The sequence below is a fragment of the Alteromonas sp. AWQ4_252 genome, from assembly GCF_056158205.1.
Genome location: NZ_JBSWSV010000001.1, coordinates 3,202,348 through 3,228,948 on the forward strand (window position 1 = coordinate 3,202,348; position 26,601 = coordinate 3,228,948).

The 26,601-nt window shown below is 45.4% G+C and carries 20 protein-coding genes; 7 read left to right on the forward strand and 13 right to left on the reverse strand.

Annotated elements, in window-relative coordinates; genetic code table 11:
- Positions 1–27 precede the first annotated feature (27 nt).
- Positions 28–1,155, reverse strand: coding sequence for a M14 family metallopeptidase (locus ACXACM_RS14135; protein ID WP_474822504.1), 1,128 nt, complete (start codon positions 1,153–1,155; stop codon positions 28–30).
- 159 nt (positions 1,156–1,314) lie between these two features.
- On the reverse strand, positions 1,315–2,760 hold the full coding sequence (locus ACXACM_RS14140) for a glyceraldehyde-3-phosphate dehydrogenase (protein WP_474822505.1): 1,446 nt from the start codon (positions 2,758–2,760) through the stop codon (positions 1,315–1,317).
- Positions 2,761–2,978: 218 nt separating this feature from the next.
- Here ACXACM_RS14140 and ACXACM_RS14145 point away from each other — a divergent pair, with 218 nt between their 5' ends.
- Positions 2,979–3,779 carry a DUF2989 domain-containing protein gene (locus ACXACM_RS14145; RefSeq protein WP_474824364.1) on the forward strand — a complete coding sequence of 267 codons (801 nt, stop codon included), beginning with the start codon at positions 2,979–2,981 and terminating at the stop codon, positions 3,777–3,779.
- 132 nt (positions 3,780–3,911) lie between these two features.
- Here the strand turns inward: ACXACM_RS14145 and msrB are convergent, their stop codons facing one another.
- The 5 genes from msrB to malQ form a co-directional block, all read right to left on the reverse strand.
- The gene (gene msrB / locus ACXACM_RS14150) at positions 3,912–4,313 is read right to left on the reverse strand and encodes a peptide-methionine (R)-S-oxide reductase MsrB (protein WP_474822507.1); all 402 of its coding nucleotides are present in this window, start codon (positions 4,311–4,313) and stop codon (positions 3,912–3,914) included.
- Between the two features lie 16 nt (positions 4,314–4,329).
- Positions 4,330–5,877, reverse strand: a complete 1,548-nt coding sequence (gene gndA / locus ACXACM_RS14155; protein ID WP_474822508.1) for an NADP-dependent phosphogluconate dehydrogenase — start codon at positions 5,875–5,877, stop codon at positions 4,330–4,332.
- A 139-nt stretch (positions 5,878–6,016) separates the two neighbouring features.
- Positions 6,017–8,092: a glycogen debranching protein GlgX gene (glgX, locus tag ACXACM_RS14160; RefSeq protein ID WP_474822509.1), complete on the reverse strand. Its 2,076-nt coding sequence runs from the start codon at positions 8,090–8,092 to the stop codon at positions 6,017–6,019.
- 14 nt (positions 8,093–8,106) lie between these two features.
- Complete coding sequence (glgB, locus tag ACXACM_RS14165; protein WP_474822511.1) at positions 8,107–10,272, reverse strand: 1,4-alpha-glucan branching protein GlgB; 2,166 nt, start codon at positions 10,270–10,272, stop codon at positions 8,107–8,109.
- Positions 10,273–10,333: 61 nt separating this feature from the next.
- The gene (malQ, locus tag ACXACM_RS14170; protein WP_474822512.1) at positions 10,334–12,538 is read right to left on the reverse strand and encodes a 4-alpha-glucanotransferase; all 2,205 of its coding nucleotides are present in this window, start codon (positions 12,536–12,538) and stop codon (positions 10,334–10,336) included.
- A gap of 235 nt (positions 12,539–12,773) precedes the next feature.
- Between malQ and gap the strand changes: the two genes are divergently transcribed.
- Both gap and ACXACM_RS14180 read left to right on the forward strand, forming a co-directional pair.
- The gene (gap, locus tag ACXACM_RS14175) at positions 12,774–13,769 is read left to right on the forward strand and encodes a type I glyceraldehyde-3-phosphate dehydrogenase (protein WP_474822513.1); all 996 of its coding nucleotides are present in this window, start codon (positions 12,774–12,776) and stop codon (positions 13,767–13,769) included.
- Between the two features lie 122 nt (positions 13,770–13,891).
- Positions 13,892–14,737 (forward strand): D-hexose-6-phosphate mutarotase, encoded by an 846-nt coding sequence (locus ACXACM_RS14180; RefSeq protein WP_474822515.1) that lies wholly within the window; start codon positions 13,892–13,894, stop codon positions 14,735–14,737.
- A gap of 76 nt (positions 14,738–14,813) precedes the next feature.
- Here ACXACM_RS14180 and ACXACM_RS14185 read toward each other — a convergent pair whose 3' ends face one another.
- From ACXACM_RS14185 to zwf, 5 genes are read right to left on the reverse strand one after another with little or no spacing between them, the layout of a single operon-like run.
- Complete coding sequence (locus ACXACM_RS14185) at positions 14,814–15,455, reverse strand: bifunctional 4-hydroxy-2-oxoglutarate aldolase/2-dehydro-3-deoxy-phosphogluconate aldolase (RefSeq protein WP_474822517.1); 642 nt, start codon at positions 15,453–15,455, stop codon at positions 14,814–14,816.
- Between the two features lie 2 nt (positions 15,456–15,457).
- Positions 15,458–16,411 carry a glucokinase gene (locus tag ACXACM_RS14190; RefSeq protein WP_474822518.1) on the reverse strand — a complete coding sequence of 318 codons (954 nt, stop codon included), beginning with the start codon at positions 16,409–16,411 and terminating at the stop codon, positions 15,458–15,460.
- Positions 16,408–18,237, reverse strand: coding sequence for a phosphogluconate dehydratase (edd, locus tag ACXACM_RS14195; protein WP_474822519.1), 1,830 nt, complete (start codon positions 18,235–18,237; stop codon positions 16,408–16,410). Before edd ends, ACXACM_RS14190 begins: the two co-directional genes overlap by 4 nt.
- Before the next feature lie 9 nt (positions 18,238–18,246).
- Positions 18,247–18,939 (reverse strand): 6-phosphogluconolactonase, encoded by a 693-nt coding sequence (pgl, locus tag ACXACM_RS14200; protein ID WP_474822521.1) that lies wholly within the window; start codon positions 18,937–18,939, stop codon positions 18,247–18,249.
- A gap of 1 nt (position 18,940) precedes the next feature.
- Positions 18,941–20,437, reverse strand: a complete 1,497-nt coding sequence (gene zwf, locus ACXACM_RS14205; protein WP_474822522.1) for a glucose-6-phosphate dehydrogenase — start codon at positions 20,435–20,437, stop codon at positions 18,941–18,943.
- 283 nt (positions 20,438–20,720) lie between these two features.
- Between zwf and ACXACM_RS14210 the strand changes: the two genes are divergently transcribed.
- Both ACXACM_RS14210 and pyk read left to right on the forward strand, forming a co-directional pair.
- On the forward strand, positions 20,721–21,569 hold the full coding sequence (locus ACXACM_RS14210; protein ID WP_474822523.1) for a MurR/RpiR family transcriptional regulator: 849 nt from the start codon (positions 20,721–20,723) through the stop codon (positions 21,567–21,569).
- A 249-nt stretch (positions 21,570–21,818) separates the two neighbouring features.
- A complete protein-coding gene (gene pyk / locus ACXACM_RS14215) occupies positions 21,819–23,255 on the forward strand; it encodes a pyruvate kinase (protein ID WP_474822525.1) in 1,437 nt (478 codons plus the stop codon).
- A 104-nt stretch (positions 23,256–23,359) separates the two neighbouring features.
- Here pyk and ACXACM_RS14220 read toward each other — a convergent pair whose 3' ends face one another.
- Positions 23,360–23,911: an NAD(P)H nitroreductase gene (locus tag ACXACM_RS14220; RefSeq protein WP_474822526.1), complete on the reverse strand. Its 552-nt coding sequence runs from the start codon at positions 23,909–23,911 to the stop codon at positions 23,360–23,362.
- A gap of 329 nt (positions 23,912–24,240) precedes the next feature.
- Here ACXACM_RS14220 and sppA point away from each other — a divergent pair, with 329 nt between their 5' ends.
- Positions 24,241–26,100 carry a signal peptide peptidase SppA gene (gene sppA, locus ACXACM_RS14225; protein ID WP_474822527.1) on the forward strand — a complete coding sequence of 620 codons (1,860 nt, stop codon included), beginning with the start codon at positions 24,241–24,243 and terminating at the stop codon, positions 26,098–26,100.
- An 11-nt stretch (positions 26,101–26,111) separates the two neighbouring features.
- Positions 26,112–26,597 carry a SprT family zinc-dependent metalloprotease gene (locus ACXACM_RS14230; RefSeq protein ID WP_474824366.1) on the forward strand — a complete coding sequence of 162 codons (486 nt, stop codon included), beginning with the start codon at positions 26,112–26,114 and terminating at the stop codon, positions 26,595–26,597.
- Positions 26,598–26,601 lie beyond the last annotated feature (4 nt).

The following is a 26,601-nucleotide window of genomic DNA, read 5'->3' on the forward strand; positions in this document are numbered from 1 at the left end:
GTATTGTTGTTATTTTGCGTGTTTTTATTATCGCAGTGTGGACACTACCGCACGCACGGCAATCAGTAAATCTTCACCCAGTTGACGGCAGCGTTGCACTGACCAGCCATAAACCGGATCCGGTAAATTATTATTATCTTTAAATGGCATTTCCAGTGTATAGGCCAGGCAATCAAATTTATGTGCTACCGCATTAGATGCTACTGTTAAATTCGCCTCACCTGGCTTGTCTTTTGGATAACCATATTCGTCCTGAAACTCTGGTGTAGCAGCAAGTAGCGCCGCTTTAAACGTGTCTTCCAGTTGCTTCAGACGCGACGAATAGCCCGGAATACCTTCGCTACCCGCAACAAAATTATAAGGCAATGCTTCATCGCCGTGAATATCGAGGTACATATCTACACCAATATCACTCATAGCTTGTAAAACATACAGTACTTCTGGACTGTTCTTCTCACTGGGAGATGCCCATTCACGATTGAGATTCGTCCCTACTGCATTGGTTCGCAGATGCCCGCGCGCTGATCCGTCTGGATTCATATTTGGTACGATGTAAAACACAGCGTTCTGAAGCAAATCACGTGCTAAGCCGTCTTGCTCATCGAGCAGGCGGTAGATTAAGCCTTCGGCACACCACTGGGCCATGGTTTCTCCCGGGTGCTGGCGGGCGGTGACCCATATCTTCTTTTTAGCTGGTGTTTCTTCGCCAATTACCAGTAAATTCATATCCCGACCATCGAGGGTTTGCCCCAACAACCGATGCTCACAGAATAACCCCATTTGCGCATCATGGATTAGATCGAGGTGTCGTTCGTAGCTGTAAGGGATGAAATAAGCGAAGTAAACAGAAGGTTGTTCCGGTGCAAAAGTAAAACGTAAATTGTCACCATCAAACTCACTAGGCACACGAAACCACTGCTGCCTGTCGTAAGATGCGAGAACATTGTAGTCTTTCCAACCATCTGGATAGGCTGATTTTGCTAAATCAGTAATGGTAATAGTATGTTGTTCAAACGCTTCGGTGAAAAGCCGAAAGTGGAACCATTGGTAGTAGTCAGATTGATTGTCTTTGTTAATTGCTAGTTTTATATTTTGAGGAGAGCTAGCCTCTATCACAGTGATGTTTCCACTGTCGAACTGACTTGAAATATGCATGTATCTGTCGAGCCTTTCTAATTTTTTGCTAATTTAGCACAGACGCAACAGGAAATACCATGCCACGAGGCGTGATTACCTCTCAGCGCGACAAGCTGAAAAAGCCAACATATAAAAAAACCGGCACAAAGTACCGGTTTGAATACCTACCTTAAAATATTAAGCAGGTAACGTTGGGAAAGTAAGTGCCGCCATGTCGCGGACAACCCGCATGACCTGACAACTATATCCAAATTCATTGTCATACCACACATAGAGTGTAAGGCGGTTTTGTGCAACTATCGTCGCTTGGGAATCAACCACACTTGCCGCCCTGGAACCCACTAAATCCGTAGACACAATCTCTTTGCTTGCTGTGTAGTCAATTTGATGCTGCAAGTCCGAAAACAGCGCCGTATCGCGAAGAAATTCGTTGACTGCCAGTTTATCTGTCTCGGTATCGAGATTAAGGTTCAATATCGCCAGCGACACATTCGGTGTTGGAACGCGAATCGCGTTACCGGTAAGCTTGCCAGCTAACTTTGGATAGGCCTTTGCCACCGCTTTTGCAGCACCGGTTTCTGTTATAACCATATTAAGTGGTGCACTACGGCCCCGGCGGTCAGCTTTGTGGTAGTTGTCAATGAGATTCTGATCATTGGTAAAACTGTGTACCGTTTCCACATGGCCAGAACTTATGCCATACTCTTCGTCGAGGGCTTTCAACACCGGTGTAATTGCGTTAGTCGTACAACTGGCAGCTGAAAGAATGCTGTCATCGCCCAGTATGTCAGTGTGGTTAACACCGTGGACAATGTTTTTAATATCACCTTTACCAGGGGCGGTAAGCAGTACTTTGCCTGCACCTTTGGCTTTTAGGTGCAAACCAAGTCCTTCTCTATCTCGCCACATTCCGGTGTTGTCAACCACAATGGCATTATCAATACCGTACTGCGTGTAATCTACCTGGTCCGGGCTGTTGGCGTATATTACCTGAATGAAAGCGCCATTGGCTTTAAGTGCCTGACGCTCATGGTCGACCGTTATACTGCCGTTAAACGGCCCGTGTACCGAATCGCGACGCAACAAACTGGCGCGCTTTTCTAAATCGCCATCTTTACCACCCCGGACGACAATAGCCCGCAACCGCAATTTATTTGCTTTACCCTGCCGCTCTATCATGAGCCTTGCTAACAAACGTCCAATACGGCCAAATCCATACAGAACCACATCCTGGGTATCTTGCCCTCTGTCTGAATCAGCAACCGCAGCGAGCTTATTGCACAGATATGCCTGCAAATCTTTTTCGTCTACGGCACTGCCATAATGAAAATCAAATGCGAGTTTACCAATATCAATTTGCGCAGGAGATAACTTCATGGAAGCTAACGCCTCCAAAATCGGGAAGCTCTCTCGAAGGCGCAACTTTATCCCTTCGTGTAAGCGAACTTTACGATGTGATTTTATAATATCGATAACACTGGCACCCAACAACGAGCGACCGTAAACTGAAATTTCAACCGCGTGATTTCGATACAATTTACCCACCAATGGCAGCATCATTTCGGCGTATTCCTGCCGCTCTTGCCAACTACTTTGTAATTCCTGTTCAAACTGTTGATTCATGCTTCGCCTTTTCGAATAAAATTTCTGTTAATTTCCAGGCAGTCACGATATTAATTGTAGGGTACACTAAGGTGTAAAATTGTTGTCTGCATGGAACAACAGCAAGTTTAAAGAATTCAATCAGGAAGACCAAATTGTTGAAAATTTTCAGTATTTCTACAAAAACCATATTCAGCTATCCATTCTTTAGTAATTTTCCCACAAAAGTTAGCTATCTCTTGAGTTGTCTATTTCTCACTTCCAGTCTCTTTGGATGTAACGATATTTTTGAACCGAAAGTGGCTACCATGTGCAAAGACAATCCTGCACTGTGTGAAGATTTAAACCCCGATCAATGGTGTCGGGCAGAAAAAGCAGACATCATCAAGCACAGATATCGCTTTGGGGATGAACTTACCCCCGAGCAGTACTATCGAAAGTTAACGATATTTGAAGACTATCAACGCTGTATTACTAAAGCGTCAGGGATTACTCACAAAAAGTACCGCGATGTGGAAAACGGACGTATGAAAGGTGTGATAACTGCTCGAAAGGAATTGGACCGAATGTCTCGAATTACCAAAAGCAGCGACCATCCTTTATTAGCTTATTATCACTGGTCTCGTTTTAGTGACGAAAGTGCAAAAGACCGCTTTTTAAGGGCCGCGGAACAGGGGAAATTACAGTCTCCTGAGTTATTAATTGCATTAGCGTCAATACAGGTTAAACGGGATTTGACTAATGCCAAACAATCACTTTACAGAGCGCTTAGCCTTTATGAGAATGAAGAAAATATCGACCCTACAGTTTTCCAATCTTTGGCAACCATTGCCTTAGAAGAGGAAAAATTCGGTTTAGTTTATATGTGGTCAAGAGTTGGTCAGGAATTTGAAGCCGGGGTCAATGACCATCAATTAACTGCGATGGCCACCCAATATAAGTTACCGGTTTCTTTGCTAGACGATGTTGTCGACGAGGTGATTGACGCGCTGGAAGATGGTAATTTTGATGCTGAATCGTTAGGAATCACCAAGCTCTGATACAAAAAATTGTGTAACGAACTTTCAGGTTTTGTGGGAATGAATACACTCTATCTTCCCGTAACAAGATCGAAAACACCGCCTTATCAAAAGGCGGTGCTTATTTTTTAATCACATGTGAAGTTAAACTGATCAACCCGATATTTTTTTCCCATCACGCGTTTCAAAATCCATTGAGAGAGAGTTAACGCAATATCTTTGACCGGTTTGGGTTGGGCCATCAGGGAACACGTGTCCTAAATGTGCGTCGCATGACAAACAGTATATTTCTACTCTTCGCATGCCGTGACTATTATCATCCCTGTAGCCAACATTGCCCTCTTTTGATTGTTTATCAAACGACGGCCAACCACACCCTGCATCGAATTTCGCTGACGCATCAAACAGCGTATTGCCACAACATTTACATACATACGTGCCAGGTCTGGTTTCGTCCAACAAAGCACCGGTAAATGGCCGCTCCGTGCCAGATTCCCGAGTGACATAGTATGCATCTGGTGATAGTTTGGCTTTCCAGTCTGATTGATCTGTCATTTTCACCTGCCTTTATTTACTTTTTCACCGCGTGCTGTGGACGTGCCGGATTGCTCCAATCAAGGTGGAATTTCTTTCCAGCAGATTTATCAATACGCTGATAAGTATGCGCTCCGAAATAATCCCGCTGACCTTGTAGCAAGTTAGCAGGCAACACAGCGGAGCGATATGAATCGTAATAACTTAGTGCCGACATCATGGCTGGGCAAGGAATACCTGCCAGCGCCGCCTGCGCCAATGATTCCCGCCAGTTGGCTTGATATTCGGTAATTTGTTCAGAGAAGAATGGGTCCAGCAACAAGTTTGCTAACTCTTCGTTGTTTTCATATGCTTTAGCAATAGATTGTAAAAACACCGCTCGAATAATGCAGCCTGCTCGCCAGATACGGGCGATACCGCCAAAATCAAGCTCCCAGCCCCGCTCCTTTGAAGCTGTTGCCATCAACTGGAAGCCCTGTGCATAAGCGCAGATTTTTGAACAGTACAAGGCGTGTTCAAGTTTATTTATTGAAGCCATTTTTTCGGAGTCTGAAAGAGGCTTCACCGCGGGTCCAGAGAGTACTTTACTGGCGGCAACACGTTCGTCTTTTAAACTGGAAATACTACGAGCAAATACTGCTGCAGTTATAGTTTGAGCTGGGCTTCCAACCTGCAGTGCACTTACGGCAGTCCATAATCCCGTTCCTTTTTGCCCGGCTTTATCCAGAATGACATCAACTAAAGGCACGCCTGTTTCCGGGTCCATCTGTTCGAGAACTTCTGCACTAATTTCAATTAAGTAACTGTTTAACTTACCTTTGTTCCAACGCCGAAACACCTCAGCGATCTCAGCTGGTGACATGTGCAAAGAGGTACGCATAACCTGATAGGTTTCACATATCAATTGCATATCTGCGTACTCAATGCCGTTGTGAACCATTTTTACATAGTGACCTGCACCAACAGGGCCGATATAGGTTGCACAGGGTTCGCCCTCTGTTACTGGTTTACCCGGAACAAACGATTCAATAGGCAAGCCGGTTGCAGGATCGACCTTAGCAGAAATGGCAGTTAATACCGGTTCTAGGCGAGTCCACGCATATGGATTGCCTGATGGCATTAACGACGGACCAAAACGAGCGCCAACTTCTCCGCCGGAGACGGCAGTTGAAAAGAAAATGAACTTGCTCTTATATTTTTCTTCACGCTCTACAGAATCGGTCCACAAGCTGTTACCTGTATCGACAACAATATCATCAGCTTGTACGCCCGCATCAATGAGGTGCGAGCAGACGTGATCAACCGGCTCACCGGCAGGAACGGAAACAATGATCATGTGAGGTGACGTTAGCTTACTTAATAATTCGGTATAAGAGCTACAACCTTCGACCCGCGGTGGCTTATCACCACGCTCTTCTGCATCTTTAGCCAGAATAGCATCAACTTTTGATTGGTCCAGGTCAAAACAAGCAACGCGATATTCGTGGTCCACCAGGTTCAAGGTCAAATTAGCGCCCATCACGCCCAGGCCAATAAACCCAATATCACACTTTGATTCTGCTTGCTTTCCATCTTCTTTTTGCATTTGGTCTCACCTCACGTTTCAGATGGCTGCGGATCATACCACTCCCTGCTAGTGCCAACACTAAAATATTATCAATTTACCTGTGATTTACTGAACAAAATAGGTAAAACGGTTATCGTGCAAACACTGGTAAAGGTAGTCAGCGTTTTAGTGGTTGAAAGCTGAACACGGCAACCGTTCTGGCAGCTTGTAGAAATACCCTCTGAATACTTATTTCAGGCTGCTCTGACAGTGATGCGTATCGGGTATCAACTTCCAAACGCCAGGCTCCTTTCGCAGATAAGCTGGGTAAATTGAATCGCCTGTCTTCCTGACTGGCGTTGAAACACAAAAACCAGTGTTCTGGTTCTTCTGACGCTACCGGACAACCTTTTATCTCAAGCCCAAAGGCTTTGCTCTGTGGCGATTGCCAGTCTTCAGATACCTTGTCTCTGCCATCGGGTTTAAACCACCCTATGGATGACACATTGTTTTCGGTCTGGAAATGATCATCTTCCAGCAGTAATTGCTGAAGTAAGGTACTACCCTTTCTCAAATGAATAACGTACTGGCAAAAATGCAGAAAATCAGTCTGCCGCTTATTCAGAGACCATTGATACCAGTTAATATCATTGTCCTGACAGTAGGCGTTGTTATTGCCCAGTTGCGTGCGACTCAGTTCGTCTCCACCGAGTATGTGTGGTGTACCCTGTGATAAAAGCAGAGAGACGAATAAATTTCGCTTCTGCTGTTCCCTCAACGAAAGAACGTGTTCATCATTAGTTTCACCTTCTACACCGTAATTGGCCGAAAGGTTGTGACCGTGACCGTCGCGGTTATTTTCTCCATTGGCTTCGTTGTGACGCTGTGAATAACTCACCAAATCATGCAAGGTAAAACCATCGTGATAAGTGATATTGTTCACCGACGTGGTGATAGGTTTACTTCCCTTATGAAAAATATCCCTGGAACCCATCAACCGGGTTGCAAACTCAGGCGTTATAGCGTGATCACCACGCCAGAAGGCACGAATTGTGTCCCGATAACGGTCGCTGACTTCAAGCCAGGGATAAGGGAACGCGCCAAGCTGATACCCTCCGGGCCCAATGTCCCAGGGTTCAGCGATAAGAATGACGTCTTTAAGAACAGGGTCCTGAGCCATCGCCCTAAGCAAACCGGAGTGAGGTGTAAATTGTTGGGGATCCCGGCCTAAACACACAGCCAAGTCAAAACGAAATCCGTCCACGCCAATGACCGTCACCCAATGGCGCAGAGCATCCATAATGAGCGTCATCATAAAAGGTTGTGCACTGTGAACGGTATTGCCACAACCTGAATGATTGCTGTAAATCAATTCACCCGTGGCAGCTTGCTCTAATAAATAGGCCTGTTGTGGGCAAAAACCTTTGAACGAAAGTACAGGTCCACCATCACCACCTTCTGCTGTATGGTTAAACACAACATCGACAATCACCTCAAGGCCAGCTTCATGATAAGCTTGCACCATCTCTCTAACTTCGTTAAAGGCATGTTCAACGCTATATCGTGGTTCCGGGGCGAAAAAGTTAACCGGGTTGTAACCCCAATAATTGGTCATCCCTTTCTCAGTGATATAAGGCTCGGGCATAAAACTGGCGAGGGGCATAAACTGAACTGTGGTCACCCCTAACGCTTTCAGATGCGCGATGATCTCTGGATGGCGAGCACCAATATAAGTGCCCCTGTGCGCCTCGGGCACGGCGGGATGATTCATTGTCATCCCCTTGACATGAGCTTCGTAGACAATACGCTCATGAGGTTTGTATACAGTTTTTCGAGTGCTCGCGTGTTCAGGCGTCTTAATCACAACACTGCGGGGGATCATAAATGCAGTGTCAGTTTCATATTGTCTGGCACTCCAATGAATTGGTCTGTTGAGCATTTTAGCGTAAGGATCAATTAGCAGTTTTTCGGATGTTACCTTATGCAAAAATTGCTCAGCACGCTCAACACGGTATGCATATAACTGCCCTTCCTCCACGCCTTGCAATAATACATGCCAAACGTCACCTGTTTTGCCAGTCAAAAGGATCTCTGCCACCGACTCTTCTGTATCGTGACTGTACAGACATAAAGTCACGGCTTTTGCACCGGGACAATAAACTGCGAAATTAGTACCCTCAGCAGTGAGGGTTGCGCCTAACGGCGAAGGCAGACCTCGCTCGGTCTGCCTTAAAGTTGAAGTATCAGTGTGCACAGCCAGTACGGCTCCTATTCGTAAACCCAATATAGCGTTGCCAGAGGCGGAAGCTCGATTTCAATGGAGTGCGGTTGGTCGTTCCATGGCACATCTTCAGCACGGATTTCGGCTTGAACGGGAAAATCACTTCCCCAAAACTCGCCGCCATCGGTATTGAGGACGAGACGATAAACACCCGGGTTTTCAACCCCAATACGAAAACCATTGCGAGGTGCTGGCGTAAAATTACTCACCACATACACCTTTTGATTTTGCTTACTCTTTCTTACGAAAGACAACACGCTTAGTTCAGCGTAATTGTGGTCTATCCAGTTGAAGCCTTCAAAATGATGATCTAATTCATGAAGAGCTGGGTAAACCTGGTAAGTATGATTCAATTTTTTATAAAGTGTTTGAACACCTTTGTGTTTATCAAACGACAGTAAATGCCAATCGAGTTCCCCGTCGTGATTCCACTCTTTCGCTTGGGCAAACTCATTGCCCATAAAATTGAGTTTTTTACCTGGATGGCCAAACATAAACGCAGCATAGCAACGTAAATTAGCCGCTTGTTGCCATTCATCGCCAGGCATTTTTCCCAGCAAGCTTCCCTTCCCGTGAACCACTTCATCATGTGATATGGGTAGCACAAAGTTTTCGTCGAACGCGTAAACCATGCTGAAAGTAATATCTCCATGATGGTAACGGCGATAGGCTGGATCTTTACTTATATAGTGTAAAGAGTCGTGCATCCAACCCATATTCCATTTAAAGCCAAAGCCCAGCCCACCTTCGTAAACCGGACGGGACACCCGGGGAAATGACGTGGATTCCTCGGCAATTGTCATCGCACCGGGAAAGTGTTTGTACACTTCCTCGTTCATCCATTTCAGCAGGCTTATGGCTTCGTAATTCTCGTTGCCACCATCAACATTGGGAATCCACTCACCTTCATTTCGGGAGTAGTCCAGATAAAGCATTGAGGCAACTGCATCAACCCTAAGCCCGTCGATATGAAACTTATCTAACCAGAACAAGGCATTGGCTACCAGAAACTGACGAACCGTATCTTTGCCAAAATCGTAAATACACGAGTTCCAGTCAGGGTGCCATCCTTTTCGGGGATCATCATATTCGTACACGTGACTTCCATCGAACCTAGCCAAACCATGAGCATCTTCAGGAAAGTGGGCTGGAACCCAATCGATAATTACGCCAATACCAGCCTGGTGACATGTATCAACAAAGTACTTGAACTCATCCGGTGAACCAAACCGACTGGTCGGAGCAAATAACCCAACAGGCTGATACCCCCACGAGCCATCGAACGGGAATTCTGAAACAGGCAGCAATTCAATGTGGGTATACCCCATCTCTTTGACATAACTGACAAGAGACTCAGACAACGAGCGATAAGATAAATAACGGGATTCAGATGCTGAGTCAGGTCGACGCCATGAGCCCAGGTGAACTTCATAAATACTCATAGGTTTGGCGTACTTATCACCATCCCTGTTTTTCATCCATTGCTCATCGCCCCATTGGTAATTATCGTGGCTGAAGACCTTTGACGCGTGAGAGGGATACTGCTCTGCATAGTAACCCAGTGGGTCAGCTTTGTGGGGCAAATCATTACCCCAAGCATCTTTGAGTTGATATTTGTAGCGGGCGTTCTCACCAACCCCGGGTATCACCAATACCCAGTAACCCAAATCCGTATGTTGCATAGCGTGACGCCTGCCGTCCCAGTGATTGAAATCACCGATCACTGAAACCGCAGATGCATTAGGCGCGTAGACTATAAAACGTGTGGCCTTTACACCGTCAACGTCAATGAGCTGTGCGCCACCCTGTTGATACAAATTTCTCGGTTCGTGATCAATGTAATGAACACCGTGATATGCCACGTCCTGAAATTGATAAGGGTCACAGAAACTGTATTCGCCATTTTCTGTGGTAACGCACAGTTGATAGGGGCCTGTTACATCAGAAACAGGTAAAACTGCACAGAACAAATCTGAGTTTTTTATACGCTTCAAAGCAGTAGACGGAGCAGACACACCTTGAAAGTGAACATCTATAGCCATCGCGTCAGGCACAAAGGCTGTGATAGTAGCCTTATTTTTTTTGATTTTTATTCCCAGTACTGAAAACGGGTCACGACATCTTGCGTGGGCTAACTGCTGTTCTACTTCCATTCTTTACTCCTGTCGACTGCCAGTAGATCTGGCAGTCATTGCGTTTCCGCTGCCAATCACGCTAATCAGTGCTGGCTTTATTTCGTGTCTCTGTCAGTTTACTTGCAAGTACACTGAGGTTTTGGTCGTTGAATATCTGTTGTAACGTATGAGTTAGCTTTCTTCGCCAATTCGGATATTCATTGAACGTACCCGGTACATTAACAGGCTTATCCATCTTCAGCCAGTCTTCCAATTGCAAACTCAGCAATGCACTGGAGCCAGTAGCCATATGCAATTGCATTCCCCGGTTTAACTCTGTGGTCATACCGACGTAATTGACATCATGGCTGATATCATTACTGATGCTCTGATGTCCGTGCAAGGTATCCAATATTGCCTGCTTGTTGTCGTGTCTGTCTGTATACAACCCAGAAAGAATTTCTTCTGTGGGATACAAACCAATTTCTTTACCCAATTCAAGATCCAAACAGTGCCAAAAGCCTTTGAGCGTCGGCATATCATGAGTCGTCAGGGTTGACATAGATTGCTCTGGATAGTGGGCTGGTGAGAAGAAGCCGCCGTCTTCAGCTTGCTCGAAAAAGAACACCCGGTACGAATACACTCCGTTGTCGGCTAATTTTTCACGAATTTCTTCGGGTACAGTGCCTAAATCTTCGCCTATTACAAGACTTTGATGACGGTGACTTTCCAGCGCCAGTATTGCAAGTAAATCGTCCACTGGATAATACACATAGCCGCCGTCTTTAGCATTGTCTCCTTTGGGTACCCACCACAATCTCAGCAGTGCCATAACGTGGTCGATTCTCAATGCACCTGAACCTGCCATATTCGACGAAAATAAATCGATGATCGGTTGATATTGCTGTTCGTATAACTTGTGCGGATCCATAGGTGGTAGACCCCAGTTCTGGCCCAAAGGACCAAGAATATCTGGAGGGGCACCCACTGACGCATCGATACAATAAAGATCTTTATTACCCCAGATTTCCGCACTTCCCTCGCTTACGCCGACAGCAAGGTCACGATACAAACCTATTGTCATTCCAGCATCAACAGCAACATCGCTAGCTGCTTGTAGCTGCAACGCTGCCTGCCATTGCAGGAACATAAAGAATTTAACCCGTTTCTCGTGTTTCTTCCTATATGCCGCTACGCCATCCTTGTGATAATCGGACAATGATTCTGGAAAAACCGGCCACCCCCATGAAGGTTTACCTTCTTCTGCCAGTGCTTCCTGCAGGGTGTCGTATACGGCTAATATATCTAAGCTATCGCCGCCCTCTTCCACAAAAGCCTTAAATGCCTTGCGCTGACGGGTGTTTTTAGTCAGATACTGCTGATAATAAACATCAAACAGCGCTGTCAGAACCGTCAGCTTTAATTCTGCCACCCCGGCATAATCGACGAGCTCCGTCTGTCTTAAGACTTCGAGCTTACGATTGAATTCGTCACTATTTACGATAGCCTGGACTTTAGGGTCGTCATAGCAAGGCAGTGATGATACGTCTAGATACAAATAGTTCAGCCAGCGTCGGGATGATGGTCCGTAAGGGCTACAAGCTTCAGGATTTGCCGGATAAAGGGCGTGAATTGGATTCAGACCAATAAAATCTGCGCCTCTCTCGGCTGCATTTTTAATTAGATAAGTCAGATCCGAAAAATCACCTATTCCCCAGTTTGTGTCACTTTTTACGCAATAGAGCTGTACACTAAGCCCCCACACCTTTTTGCCCTTCTCAATTTCCTCGGGAATGTAACAGCGGGCGGGCGCAATGATAATGCGCATTTCGCACAAAGCCTCATCGTCCCCCTCAACATATAATGCCAGCGAGTGATAACCTATAGGTAATGTAAGAGGGATCGTTACCTGATATTCGTGATATTCGATTTCTTCGAGATGCGACGCATTAATTAAAGTTTCATCAACAGGTGAGAAACTGTGATCGAAGACTTGCCCTTCTTCCGTAGTGATGACTACAGTATATTCATCGGTTACCAGCTCAATGGGTAACCGAATATTAAACATCATGGTATCTGATTGGCGTAACACCTGCACCGGGTTTAACGGTGACTGCCAGAAACGTCTCGCTTCATTATGCAACTGAGACATAATGGTATCTTCATCATGAGTGTTATAACCCAGGGCACTGAGTAGTTTTGTCTGACTTGATTCTGAGATAACAGCGGGTTTACCCCATGCATCTATATAATGGGTTTCAATTCCTCGCATCTCAACAAGTTGTTGCAAAACGGGATTTGTCATAGTCGTCTTTTCCTGTTTAACCGCGTTGAGTATGGTGAAGTTATCTTTACCATACCAGTGAACGCACAAATTTTTAACATTATCGATTAAAGATACGAAAGGCGAAATTGAATACGATTGCATAGCTGTTTATTGTAATTTTGCAACATTAATCGCATTTTGTTTTGCCAATTATGCCATTTTGATCCATACTTTACGTAATTTTTTTTCACTAATACCAAATTAGAGGTATGACATGACAATACGCATCGGTATCAATGGTTTCGGACGCATCGGTCGTTTGGTAATGCGCGCAGCGCAACAACGTGATGACATTGAAGTTGTTGCAATTAACGATCTGTTAGACACAGACTACATTGCTTACATGCTCAAGTACGATTCTACTCATGGTGTTTTTGACGGCGAAATAGGTGTCGACAATAACAACCTGGTAGTTAACGGTAAAACTATTCGGGTAACTTCAGAAAGAAATCCAGCTGATCTGGCTTGGGGCGACGTTAATGTAGATGTCGTTGTCGAGTCAACCGGGCTTTTTCTTACTAAAGAAACCGCAGCAGCTCACCTTGAAGCTGGCGCGAAGAAAGTGGTAATGTCAGCACCGTCTAAAGACGACACGCCAATGTTTGTGATGGGTGTTAACCACGATAGTTACGAAGGTCAGTCAATCGTATCTAATGCATCGTGCACCACTAACTGTCTGGCTCCTGTTGCTAAAGTACTTAACGATAACTTCGGTATCGTGGATGGTCTTATGACAACAGTACATGCCACAACTGCAACACAGAAGACTGTAGACGGTCCGTCTCATAAAGATTGGCGTGGTGGTCGTGGTGCAAGCCAGAACATCATTCCATCTTCTACCGGTGCGGCCAAAGCAGTAGGCAAAGTAATTCCTGCGCTTAATGGTAAATTAACAGGTATGGCGTTCCGCGTACCTACACCAAATGTTTCAGTGGTTGATTTAACAGTAAACCTGGCCAAGCCTACTTCTTACGAAGCAATTTGTGAGGCAATGAAAAACGCTGCTGAAGGCGAGTTGAAAGGCATATTGGGCTATACCGAAGATGCCGTGGTATCTAACGATTTTCTGGGTGATGCAAGAACGTCGGTATTTGACGCAGACGCAGGTATTGCACTGACTGACACCTTCGTCAAAGTCGTTTCTTGGTACGACAATGAATGGGGATACTCAAATAAAGTTCTCGATTTGGTTAAGCATATTTCTGCTTAAGCTGTTTATATTGGCAGAGTATTAACTGCTAGTAAAAGAAGGTGCGATTTTTATCGCACCTTTTTTGTTTTCAATGCACAATAAAACAAACTAATACACAATTTTTGTCAAGGAGACATTTCGTGAGTATACCCGAATCCATTAAGGTAGAAGAATCGGCTGGGATCACTTTTTTACAAATAGAAAATGCATATGCTTCGTGCCGAATCAGCCTTTATGGCGCCCACGTGCTGTCTTACACACCCAGGTCAGACGATCGCGATAGATTGTGGTTAAGTCCACATGCTTTTCTGAACGGTGAGCGGCCGATTCGTGGCGGGATCCCAATTTGTTGGCCTTGGTTTTCTGACGACCACGGGCGGGAAAAAGGCGCCCTGCCTTCCCATGGATTTTTGCGTACCCAAGTGTGGCAAATTCAACAAGCCGAAGAAACTGATATCGGTACTCGTTTAATCCTAGCGCCCGCTTTCAGTCGTGCAGAAGGGTTTGAATATGACTGCACAGTAACTTACGAAGTCATAGTTGGAGAACAGTTATCTGTATCACTTAACACCCATAACACCGGTATAGTCCCCTTACAGTTTAATGGAGCATTACACACGTACTTTAGTGTGCCGGACATTTCTCACATAACGCTGGAAGGAATTACTGGTACATATAAAGATAAATTAGAGAGTTGGGCTGAGAAGCCTACGCCTGTTCCCTATGTGGTCAGCGGAGAAACGGACCGTATTCACAATGATGCACCAAAAACTATCACTATTAACCACAATCAATCACCGTTAACTCGTGTAGAAAATCACGGTCATGATTCCATTGTGGTGTGGAACCCCTGGCAAGGTGCTGCGTCTATGGCAGATATGGATGCTTTTGGATTCAAACATATGGTGTGCGTGGAAACCGCTCTACTTAATGGTTGTACCTTAAGTCCCGATGAAAAACACGCTATAAAACAAGTAGTGACTTAACAACAAACAAATAGTAAAAAACCAGCATTACGCTGGTTTTTTTAAATGAGTAGCAACAAGCTAAATTAGCCAGACGTTATACAGCGCCATCACAAGCTGCTTTTGCCAACGCAGTGATGGCGTCCCAATCACCATTTTCAATGGCGTCATCAGGTGCAAGCCAGGAGCCACCAACACATTTGACACTTTTCAGTGCGAGGTAGTCATTGTAATTACCTGGTCCGATACCACCTGTGGGACAAAATGCGATATCGGGGAAAGGACCACTAATAGATTTAATAGCCTTAACGCCACCGGATGCCTCCGCCGGGAAGAATTTGAGGTGGTCATACCCTGCATCTTTAGCTGTCATCAGATCAGAAATAGAAGAAATACCTGGTATAAGAGGGATCTCTGACTCTTTACCTGCTTGTAGCAAATTCTCTGTCAGTCCAGGACTAATAGCAAATTTAGCTCCAGCTTCTATCACTTGTTTTAACTGCTGTGCATTTGTCACCGTACCCGCACCGATGATGGCATCGGGCACTTCGTCCGCTATTTTTTTAATGACATCAAGGGCAACAGGTGTGCGAAGTGTTACTTCCAGTACTTTTATGCCACCCGCCATTAATGCTTTTGCCAGTGGCACTGCTTTATCCAGGTCTTTAATTACTAACACTGGGACCACAGGACCAGCAGCAAACACATCTGCCGGTGAATATTTCCAGTTCATTGTCATAGTTAACTCGCAGTATGTTGATTCAAATACGCTGCAGCACCTAACAGGCCGTGATCGGGCTCAGCAATAAGAAAAGTGGGAATGTCTTTGACGTAATGCTTCATCTGCCCTTTAGCTTCGAAACGCGCACGAAAATCGCTTTGCTGAATAAAGTCAACAAAGCGGTTGGCAATACCGCCACCAATGAATATCCCACCTGTTGTGGCCATGTTTAATGCCAGGTTCCCGGCAAAGCTACCCATTACCCGACAAAATTGGGTAAGGGTACGCACACAAATATCACACTGATTACTCAAGGCATTTTCAGTGATACCTGCGGGCTCAGAAAACGCCACGTCGACACCAGCATCGAGGGCTAGCGCAGTATAAATATTAACGATCCCGCGGCCAGACATAAGTTCTTCCGCAGATGCCCTGCCATCTTTCTTCTGCAGATAACGCCAGACAATAATGTCTGTTTCATCCACCGGTGCAAAATCAACGTGACCGCCTTCCCCATCAAGTGTTTGCCAACCTGATGTGGTCATTGTGATATGCTCAACTCCCAGGCCAGTGCCTGGCCCAAAAACCGCAATGTTACCGTTTTCTATAGGCGTTCCTGTCCCTATCTGTACTACCTGTTCTGCAGACAAGCCAGGTAAAGAATGTGCAACAGCAGTGAAATCGTTTATTACGAACAAGGCATCAAGCTTTAACCGATTTTTCAGAGCTTCTTGAGAAAACGCCCAGCTGTGATTTGTCATCGACACCTGATCGCCCAGCACAGGGCAAGCGATACCGATACACCCCTTAGAAAAAGTATAATCAGGAAGTTCACTAAAGTATTGTTCGATAGCAAGATCGATACTGGCAAAGTCACAACACTGATATTTAATTATATTCTGCAAACCATCAGCGGTGACCCTCGCCAGGCGGATGTTAGTTCCTCCTACATCCGCCACGAACTTATGTGTCATAGCGCCTGCTCCTGCGTCGCGAACAATGAACACGCCCCCTCTTCAGCGCCGGATAACGTGGCCCTAAAACCAGCAAAGAGTTCTCTTCCCATACCAACCTGGTGATGTGCCAGGTCTGCGGGTTTAGCGTCTCTGCTTGCTAAAGTTTTTTCATCAACATGAAGAGTTAAATCACCTGTTTGCGTATTGAGCTCAATAATGTCGCCAGACTGTACTTTGGCCAACAAACCACCGTTATAAGCTTCTGGTGTGACGTGGATCGCCGCAGGCACTTTGCCTGATGCACCTGACATTCTTCCGTCGGTGACAAGGGCCACTTTGAACCCTTTATCTTGCAACACACCCAGTGGCGGTGTTAAGCGATGAAGTTCTGGCATACCAATCGCTGATGGCCCTTGGAAACGAACAACAATAATGCAGTCTTTATCCAGGTCACCGGCTTTGAAAGCGGCATCCAGTTCAAACTGGTCTTCAAACACTACTGCAGGTGCTTTTATGTGACACACTGGTGAGCGCAGTGCTGATGTTTTTATAACACCACGACCCAAGTTACCCCGTAACACACACACACCACCATCCGGTTTAAAGGGCTCGTCTACCGTTGCGAAAACCTCTTTATCATGAGATTCCGTGGGACCATCGCGCCACTCCAATTCACCATCACGCAATACCGGCTCTTTGGTATATAAATCCAAACCGTCACCACATATCGTTTTCACATCATTGTGCAATAAACCAGCGTCGAGTAACTGTTTAAACAGCAACGACATACCACCAGCTGCAACAAAGTGATTAATATCAGCAGAGCCGTTGGGATAAATACGTGTGATCAGAGGCACCGCATTTGAAATATCAGAGAAATCATCCCAGTTGATAATAATACCTGCGGCTCTCGCTACTGCGACAAGGTGCATGGTGTGGTTTGTTGAGCCACCTGTTGCTAACAACGCCACGATACCATTCACTACCGCTTTTTCATCGACGATGTGACCAATTGGCCTGTAATTATCGCCCAAATCAGTGAGACGTGTAACCTGAACTGACGCAGCCTTGGTTAACGCATCTCGCAATTCAGTACCTGGATTGACAAAGGACGACCCAGGAAGGTGTAGGCCCATCGTCTCAACCACTAACTGGTTAGAGTTCGCCGTTCCGTAGAATGTACAAGTACCTGCAGAATGGTAGGATTGCGACTCTGCTTCTAACAGTTCGTCACGACCGACCTTTCCTTGGGCAAACTCTTGTCTTACACGGGCTTTTTCTTTATTCGGCAAGCCTGAAGGCATTGGGCCTGCAGGAACAAATACTGTTGGCAGATGACCGAACGTGAGTGAGCCTAACAACAGGCCTGGGACGATTTTATCACAGATCCCAAGCATCATTGCGCCGTCGAACATGTTGTGAGATAACCCCACAGCAGTGGCCTGGGCAATCACATCACGACTCATCAAACTAAGGTCCATGCCGGGATTACCCTGGGTAACACCGTCACACATGGCCGGAACCCCGCCGGCGAACTGAGCAACACTGCCTACTTCACGAATGGCTTCTTTGATGATCGCGGGATAATTTTCATACGGCTGGTGCGCAGACAACATATCGTTGTAAGATGAAATGATCGCAATATTTGCCTTCGTCATTGAACGCAAATCAGCTTTGTCTTCAGTGCCGCATGCGGCAAAACCATGTGCAAGGTTACCGCAAGACAATACGCCACGGTGCGGTCCGGCACGACGTGCTTTTTCAATTTTTTCCAGATACGCTTTTCGTGTATTCTTACTGCGCTCAATAATGCGCTGAGTAATTTCTGCAATTTGAGAATTCATAATCTTCTCCTATGGAGCCCACTTAAGTATTACATCTGCGCGATTAACCACAGCAGTAATGGGCTTTTCAATTTCAGTAGCGTTTTCCAACGCATCTTCGAGTACGGCCTTTTTCTTATCCCCGGTAAGATGGATAAAAATATTGCGACTATTCAGTAATGCCGGCAAGGTCAAAGAAATACGCTGGTGAGGGGCGGTAGTTGGTTGTACCGCGATACACACTTTCCCACTGGACATATTTAGTCCATCAGCGACTTGATCAGAGCATGGGAACAAAGAAGCGGTGTGACCGTCTTCTCCCATACCCAGAATGAGTGCATCAAAAGGCTGGCTAAAGCTACTCAGGCGATTTTCAGCTTCTGCAAGGCCGTCGTTGGCATCGGCATCATCGGTCTTTAACGATACAAAATGCGCGTTTGCCGCTTTATCTTGAATCAAATTTTGCTTAACCAGCGCAGTGTTACTCGCTTCGTGAGACTCGTCTACCCAGCGCTCATCGGCAAGGGTAACATCCACTTTACTCCAATCGAGTTCGGTGTCACTTAATTGCTTAAACAACGCCAACGGCGTTCTGCCGCCACTTACCACCAGACTAGCACGACCGCGCAGGGCGATACCTTCGTTTAGAATTGCGACCAATTGACTGGCAAATGCATCGGTCAGCGCTTCAGCAGAATCAAAAGTTTCGGTTTTCAATGCCATACTATTTTTTCTTCCGGGTAGTTTTACTCTCATACCAACTGCGATTCGCTCGAGCCAGCAAACCTATAGAGTCTACCGGTCCCCACGTACCTGCCTGATACGGCTCCGGGGGTTCGTTAGATTGCTTCCACGCTTCTAAGATAGAATCAACCCACGACCAAGCTTGTTCAATTTCATCGCGACGAACAAACAATGCCTGATTACCGAGCATAACTTCCAACAAAAGCTTTTCGTATGCGTCAGGGATACGCTCTTCACCAAAAGCCTCTGAGAAACTCAAATCGAGCTTTGATTTTTGTAAATCCATAGAACCAGAACTCGTTAGCCCTGGCACCTTGTTCATAACGGTAATTTCAACACCTTCATCAGGCTGAAGTCGTATAACCAGTTTATTAGGTGGTAATTTTTGGAAGCTGTCACCAAACAGATTGTGCGGCTGACGCTTAAAGTAGATCACAACTTCAGACACTTTTGTCGGCAAACGCTTACCCGTTCTAAGGTAAAAAGGAACACCAGCCCAGCGCCAGTTATCAATGTCGACCTTCAAAGCAACGAAAGTCTCAGTTTGGCTTTTCGTATTGGCGTCTTCTTCATCGAGATAGCCTGGCACCTCTTCGCCCTTGACAAAACCAGTGGTGTACTGACCTCTGACTGTTGATTCATTAACGTTGCTCATATTAATTGGGCGCAACGCCTTTAACACTTTCAGTTTTTCGTCACGAATACTGTCTGCATCAAGTGTCGCCGGTGGTTCCATAGCAACTAAACTCAAGATCTGTAACAAATGGTTCTGCACCATATCTCGCATTTGGCCGGCATCGTCAAAGTAGCCCCAACGCCCTTCTATTCCTACCGACTCAGCGACACTAATTTGTACATGGTCAATAGAATTGTGATCCCAGTTTGTAGCAAAAATGGAATTTGCAAACCGTAATGAGATGAGGTTGAGTACAGTTTCTTTGCCCAAATAGTGGTCAATGCGATAAATCTGGGATTCATTAAAATATTCAGAAACCTGGTCGTTGATGACTTTTGACGATTCGAGATCGTGACCTATTGGTTTTTCGAGGACAACCCGCACCGAACTGTCGATGATGTTACAACTGTGCAAACCACGACATATATCACCATAGATAGCTGGCGGTGTAGCCAGGTAACAAACCATTGTTCTTTGGGCATCAACCACAGAATCAAATACGCGATAACTTTCCATGTCCTTCATATCGACACAAACGTAACTCAGACGTGCTTCAAGACGAGACCAGGTCTCTTCACAGAGTTTCTTTTCGCCGAATTTTTCGATATTGGCCTGAACTTCCTTACGATAGGCTTCGTCAGACATTTCATGACGGGCCACACCAATTATTTTTGTATCAGGATGGATGAGTTCAGCTTTTTCCAACTGATAAAGTGACGGCAGCAGTTTCCGTCGAGACAAATCCCCGAGTGTGCCAAAGAGCACAAAATCACAGGGTTCAAAGGAATTATCCATTACCATAATTGTCGACCTTCTTAATGATAATCCGCAGGAACAAACAATGTCTGAGAGGCAACACCATCATTTCGTTCCCGTTGTTGTTAGCACATAGTTAACACTAAATGTAGTAAAATTACAACTTGCATTCGTTATACATAAATAAAGTGGTATTTTTTGCCTGAATACTCTTTATTCTGTCGGTTATTTTGTCAAAAAATTACATTTTTCTTGTCACCGGTGACACATTGCGTAATATAGTCAGCTAGAATGATAATAACCTTACCCTATTTTTTGTTATATCCGTATGAATATTCTTGAAAAAATTACTCAAAATAAAACCGCTTTCAGCAAGTCAGAGCGAAAAGTAGCAGAAGTGATACTGGCAAACCCACAAACCGCCATTCACTCTAGTATAGCAACCCTGGCTAAAATGTCGGATGTCAGCGAACCGACCGTGAACCGCTTCTGTCGTCGTCTCGATACCAAGGGCTTTCCCGATTTTAAGCTCCATCTGGCCCAGAGCCTGGCCAATGGCACGCCATATGTAAACCGGCATGTGGATGAGAGCGACGGACCGGGCGAATATACCAATAAGATATTCGAGTCTACTATGGCCTCTCTGGAAGTCGCTAAACAATCGGTTGACGTTGCTAACGTCAACCGGGTTGTCGATTTATTAACTCAAGCACATAAAATTTCGTTTTTTGGCTTAGGAGCATCGGCGTCTGTTGCTCATGATGCATTAAACAAGTTTTTCCGTTTCAACGTCCCCGTCGTGTACTTTGAAGATATCCTGATGCAACGCATGAGCTGTATGAATTGCACCGACGGCGACGTTGTCGTTCTCATTTCCCACACAGGGCGTACCAAAAGCCTGGTTGAAATCGCGCAAATTGCCAAAAGTAATGACGCCACAGTGGTAGGCATTACCTCTGCTGATAGCCCGCTGGCCAAAGAGTGTACCCATGTGCTTTCTCTCGAAGTACCTGAAGATACTGATATGTACATGCCGATGGCCTCACGAATAGCCCAACTTACACTTATCGATGTTTTAGCGACCGGCTTCACATTACGCCGTGGAAATAAATTCAGAGAAAACCTGAAGCGAGTGAAAGACACACTGCGGGGTTCTCGCTACGACAAACGGGAATAACTCAAACTCTGCCATAAATATTAGCGAGTCGTTACTACAATGGCTCGTATTTTACGCTTATCTATCACCTCACTGGTAAGTCCAGTAACAAAAAAATTTTCTTAGATTCACATTAATGTCAGATTGCACTACTATTCTGTAATAAAATTACGTAAAGCTATTACAACAACAGATTGAACACATTTTCATCACTGTTGTCTTAACAAATTGATCCATTCTTTTAACGACGAAATTAAGTGACCTAATACTATGACGAGAAGAACGAAGATACTTGCCACGCTAGGACCCGCAACAGATACCCTGGAAATGATTGAGGCAATTATCGCTGCCGGCGCCAACGTCGTCCGCATGAATTTTTCACATGGTCAAGCCGAAGATCACATTGAGCGTGCTAGAAAAGTACGTCAGGCGGCGAAGAACCTCAACAAGTACGTTGCTATTCTCGGAGACCTTCAGGGACCCAAAATTCGTGTTGCCCGTTTTAAAGAAGGTGCGGTAGAACTTTCAGTGGGCGCCCCCTTCGTTCTCGATGCAGAACTTGGGAAAGAGGAAGGCGATGTCAATGCTGTAGGTATCGATTATAAAGCCTTGCCAGATGACGTTAATACCGGAGATATTCTTCTTCTTGATGATGGCAGAATTCAACTGAAAGTGACCGAAGTTGTGGATCGCAAAGTACATACTGTCGTTACTGTGGGTGGGAAACTGTCTAATAACAAAGGTATCAACCGTCAGGGTGGCGGTTTGTCAGCAGAAGCACTCACACAAAAAGATAAAGAAGACATTAAAACAGCAGCCAAAATCGGCGTTGATTACCTGGCAGTTTCTTTTCCTCGCAGTGGTGCAGATTTAAACTACGCCCGGGAACTGGCTCAAGCGGCTGGCTGTCATGCGCTGATCTGCGCAAAAGTTGAGCGCGCTGAAGCCGTCGCCACTGATGAAGCTATCGACGACATTATTAATGCTTCAGATGCCGTTATGGTAGCACGTGGAGACTTAGGCGTTGAAATCGGCGATGCTGAACTGGTAGGTAAACAAAAGAAACTCATTTCTCGTTCTCGTCAGTTGAATAAAGTGGTAATTACCGCAACACAAATGATGGAATCGATGATCAATAGCCCCATGCCTACCCGCGCAGAAGTCATGGATGTTGCCAATGCGGTACTCGACGGAACTGACGCTGTTATGTTATCAGCAGAAACAGCAGCAGGCAGCTTCCCGGTAGAAACGGTAAAGGCAATGGCACGGGTATGTGAAGGTGCAGAGACGCATCCAAGTATCAAGCTATCAAAACACCGCATGGATGACATGTTCTCTACAGTGAGTGAAACTATCGCATTATCTGCGGTTTACGCTGCTAATCACCTGCCAAGCATTAAGGCTATTGTGGCGCTGACTGAAAGTGGTAACACACCTAAATTGATGTCGCGTATCACGACATCACTACCAATCATTGCTATGTCCAGACACGATACTACCCTCAATAGCATGGCTTTATATCGTGGTGTTAAACCAGTTTTCTTCGATTCGCGGGATAGCGAGCCAGGCCAGCTGAAACACGACACTATGGAAGCGCTCAAAGCCATTGGCGTAGTGCAATCTGGTGACAGCGTAATAATGACTTACGGCGACGAAATGGAGAAAATTGGTGCAACAAACGCACTAAAAATCGTCCAGGTAGACTAAAAACGTCATTATAATTGTCAACATTAAAAAGGGGCATAAGCCCCTTTTTTGCCTTCTATTAGCTGGACAAGATAAGCGCCGTCACGATCACGGACTTCATCTGCTTATTGCCAGTGAGTGAAAAAGTCAGTTGGCGACAGTAAAGGCTTTTCTACAGAAGCAATAGCCGGTGTCCCAAGATAAAGAAAACCTATAATTTCATCATCTTCAGACAATTCAAAAGCCTTCCGTACTACTTCGCAATGTGCGTAAGCCCCTGTTCGCCAAATACCATTGAAACCTTGAGCTTGCGCGGCCATTTGCATGGCCATGACGGCACAGGACGCCGACGCAATTTGCTCAACCTGTGGGACTTTCTCGTGTTCCTTATACTTCGCAATGGCAACAATCACCATAGGTGCCCGCAAAGGAAGTTGAACAGCTCTCTCTATTTCCTTCGCTGATTTATCGTTTTCAATAGCCGAACGCTCAAAAATCGCGCCTAGATCAGTCAGCCCCTTTTCCTGGCATATTACAAATTGCCAGGGAGTAAGCCCCCCGTGATCAGGTGTTCTAAGCGCAGCCCGCATAATATTTTCCAAGGCAGTTCCTGCAGGAGCAGGTGCCTGCAGACGAGCCTGCGACTGACGATTGAGTAAGAGTGACAAAGCGTCCAAAACATCCCCCTGTATATATCGCTTACATTGCCCTTACGGACAAATAACCAATTACATCTGATGGTTCTTATAACTTCGGTTATCCTACTTTCGGATACGTCAAAAAACCATTTAATTTTCGCAATGGAAAGCACAAAATAAGATTGCGGTAATCAAACCTGCCCTTCAACGTAGCTATACGAAGTATCTGCGACTAAGATCCCTTACATTATTTTAGATTGTGTTGCTCCTGCGAATCGCGGTATCTTACAATTCATTACAAATTTAATTCGCGTTCCACTGTGGTTTAGATACCATTTAATAAATAATTTCCTGAGGTAGTTAGTTATATGACGGCTAGTAGAAGCTGGACAAAGTCGCTTTTTATTGGACTATGGAGTGTCCTGAATTTTTCCAGAAAATTGCTCTTCAATATTATCTTCCTATTCATTGTTATCGGTTTGATTATCGCAATAAGTAACAGTGAAGATCCTGTCAAGGTAAAACCTGGAAGCGCCCTTTTATTGCAATTAAATGGCAACCTTGTTGTTCAGAAAGAACAGGTCGACCCGTTCGCTAAATTCATGGAGGAAGCGTTTGGCGATGAACCGGAAAATCCAGAAGTTTTGGTTAGAGACGTAGAAAAGGTGTTAAGTAACGCCAAACAAGACAGTCGAATTAAAGGACTTATACTGGATTTATCCGGCTTGCGCGGCGGAGGCTTAGATAAACTGAGAAGAGTTGCTGACGCACTGGACGACTTCAAAGAAGAAAAACCAATTTACGCCATCGGTGATTATTACAACCAGAATCAGTATTACCTGGCCGCCCATGCAAACCATATCTATCTGAACCCCATGGGTAACGTGATGTTCGAAGGGTATGGCCGTTTTGGTCTTTACTATAAGGATATGCTCGATAAATTGCGCATTTCCACCCACATTTTCCGTGTGGGAACATATAAGTCTGCTGTCGAACCTTACATTCGCAACGATATGTCTGATGCGGCAAAAGAAGCTAACAAGTTATGGCTTGATGAATATTGGGATCAGTATAAAGCCGATGTCGCTGCAGCCCGAAATATTGACATCAACAGTTTTGATGAAAAACTCGACGTTCTGCTTTCAAAATTTGAACAAGCAGGTGCAGACTTTGCCCAGTACTCTTTGCAAAATGGCTGGGTTGATGCACTAAAAACCCGTGAAGATGTCAGACAGGAACTCATTGGGTTGGTAGGAAGCAGTGATGACGACCTGGGAGTCAACGTCACTTCATTTGATACGTATTTGAAAGTAATTTCACCGCCACTACCGAAGATAAGCAACAACAAGGATAAAGTTGCCATCGTCGTAGCAAAAGGAGAAATCTATGATGGTAATCAGCCCCCGGGCACGATTGGTGGTGAAAGCACTGCCCGGCTACTTCGCCAAGCCAGACAGGATAAAACCGTAAAAGCTGTTGTGCTGGAGGTTGACTCTCCCGGTGGCAGTTCTTTTGCTTCTGAAATTATTCGCCAGGAAGTTCTGGAATTGCAAAAAGCTGGCAAGCCCGTAGTTGTTTCCATGGGCACATACGCTGCTTCCGGTGGCTACTGGATTTCAGCACCAGCAGATAAAATCTATGCGTCACCAAGTACGGTTACAGGCTCTATCGGCGTTTATGGCATGTTCTTAACCTTTGAAGACACCATTGATTACCTTGGTGTTCACGTTGACGGGGTGGCATCAACAGAAGTAGCTGGCTTATCACCACTCAGGGAGCTGGACCCACGTTTTGCAAATCTTCTGCAGCGTAACGTTGAAACAGCGTACACCCAGTTTATTACCATGGTTGCAGAACACAGAAACATGACGCCTGAGGCAGTGGATAAAGTTGCTCAGGGCCGCGTATGGCTGGGCTCTCAGGCATTAGAGTTGGGATTAGTGGACGAATTGGGCGACATCGATGACGCTATTAAGAGCGCTGCTGAAATCGCAGGCTTGGAAACCTACGATACCCATTACGTAGAGCGTACACTATCTCCCCAGGAACAGTTCTGGAAGGAGTTTTTTGGCCAGGCACTTGTGTGGGGTGTAAAAATGCAGTTTGCAGACAGCGACAGTCAGTTACTTAAAATGGTGAAGAATGTGATGTCTGAAGCCAGTCATGTGACAAAATTGAACGATCCAAGGGGAATTTACACACTCTGTCTTCAGTGTAAGGTAAATTAGTTCTATTAGTGATGAAGTTGCAAGACAAGCTGGCGGTGACAGAAGAAGTTCACCGCCTTTACCGTATCGCATCGACTAAATTAAAACGGAGCTTTCCTTTACCTGCGGTAACCTTCAGAAAAAGTGGAAAGAATGCTGGTACTGCGTTTTTGCAACAAAACAGAATTAACTTTAACCCCGTTCTCTTTATTCACAATACCGACGCTTTCATAGACAACGTTATACCTCACGAAATCTGTCATCTACTTGCTTATCAGATATTCGGTCGTGTAAAACCCCATGGTATAGAGTGGCAATCCTTGATGCGGGACCTGTTCAACGCAAGCCCCTCTACTACGCACAACTTTGACCTGACAGCGCTTAATCTCAAGACATTTACTTACCATTGTCTGTGTGGTGAGGTCTCTTTGACGATCCGCAGGCACAATAAAATCCTCAAAGGCACGCAATATCGCTGTAAACGCTGCAAACAATTTCTTAGCCAGTCAACACTATGACTAT

Excerpts from the sequence above, each read along its gene's own strand:
- ACXACM_RS14135 (WP_474822504.1), bottom strand. The coding sequence starts at position 1,155 with ATGCATATTTCAAGTCAGTTCGACAGTGGAAACATCACTGTGATAGAG.
- ACXACM_RS14140 (WP_474822505.1), bottom strand. The coding sequence starts at position 2,760 with ATGAATCAACAGTTTGAACAGGAATTACAAAGTAGTTGGCAAGAGCGG.
- msrB (WP_474822507.1), bottom strand. The coding sequence starts at position 4,313 with ATGACAGATCAATCAGACTGGAAAGCCAAACTATCACCAGATGCATAC.
- gndA (WP_474822508.1), bottom strand. The coding sequence starts at position 5,877 with ATGCAAAAAGAAGATGGAAAGCAAGCAGAATCAAAGTGTGATATTGGG.
- glgB (WP_474822511.1), bottom strand. The coding sequence starts at position 10,272 with ATGGAAGTAGAACAGCAGTTAGCCCACGCAAGATGTCGTGACCCGTTT.
- malQ (WP_474822512.1), bottom strand. The coding sequence starts at position 12,538 with ATGACAAATCCCGTTTTGCAACAACTTGTTGAGATGCGAGGAATTGAA.
- gap (WP_474822513.1), top strand. The coding sequence starts at position 12,774 with ATGACAATACGCATCGGTATCAATGGTTTCGGACGCATCGGTCGTTTG.
- ACXACM_RS14185 (WP_474822517.1), bottom strand. The coding sequence starts at position 15,455 with ATGACAATGAACTGGAAATATTCACCGGCAGATGTGTTTGCTGCTGGT.
- ACXACM_RS14190 (WP_474822518.1), bottom strand. The coding sequence starts at position 16,411 with ATGACACATAAGTTCGTGGCGGATGTAGGAGGAACTAACATCCGCCTG.
- edd (WP_474822519.1), bottom strand. The coding sequence starts at position 18,237 with ATGAATTCTCAAATTGCAGAAATTACTCAGCGCATTATTGAGCGCAGT.
- pgl (WP_474822521.1), bottom strand. The coding sequence starts at position 18,939 with ATGGCATTGAAAACCGAAACTTTTGATTCTGCTGAAGCGCTGACCGAT.
- zwf (WP_474822522.1), bottom strand. The coding sequence starts at position 20,437 with ATGGTAATGGATAATTCCTTTGAACCCTGTGATTTTGTGCTCTTTGGC.
- ACXACM_RS14210 (WP_474822523.1), top strand. The coding sequence starts at position 20,721 with ATGAATATTCTTGAAAAAATTACTCAAAATAAAACCGCTTTCAGCAAG.
- pyk (WP_474822525.1), top strand. The coding sequence starts at position 21,819 with ATGACGAGAAGAACGAAGATACTTGCCACGCTAGGACCCGCAACAGAT.
- sppA (WP_474822527.1), top strand. The coding sequence starts at position 24,241 with ATGACGGCTAGTAGAAGCTGGACAAAGTCGCTTTTTATTGGACTATGG.
- ACXACM_RS14230 (WP_474824366.1), top strand. The coding sequence starts at position 26,112 with ATGAAGTTGCAAGACAAGCTGGCGGTGACAGAAGAAGTTCACCGCCTT.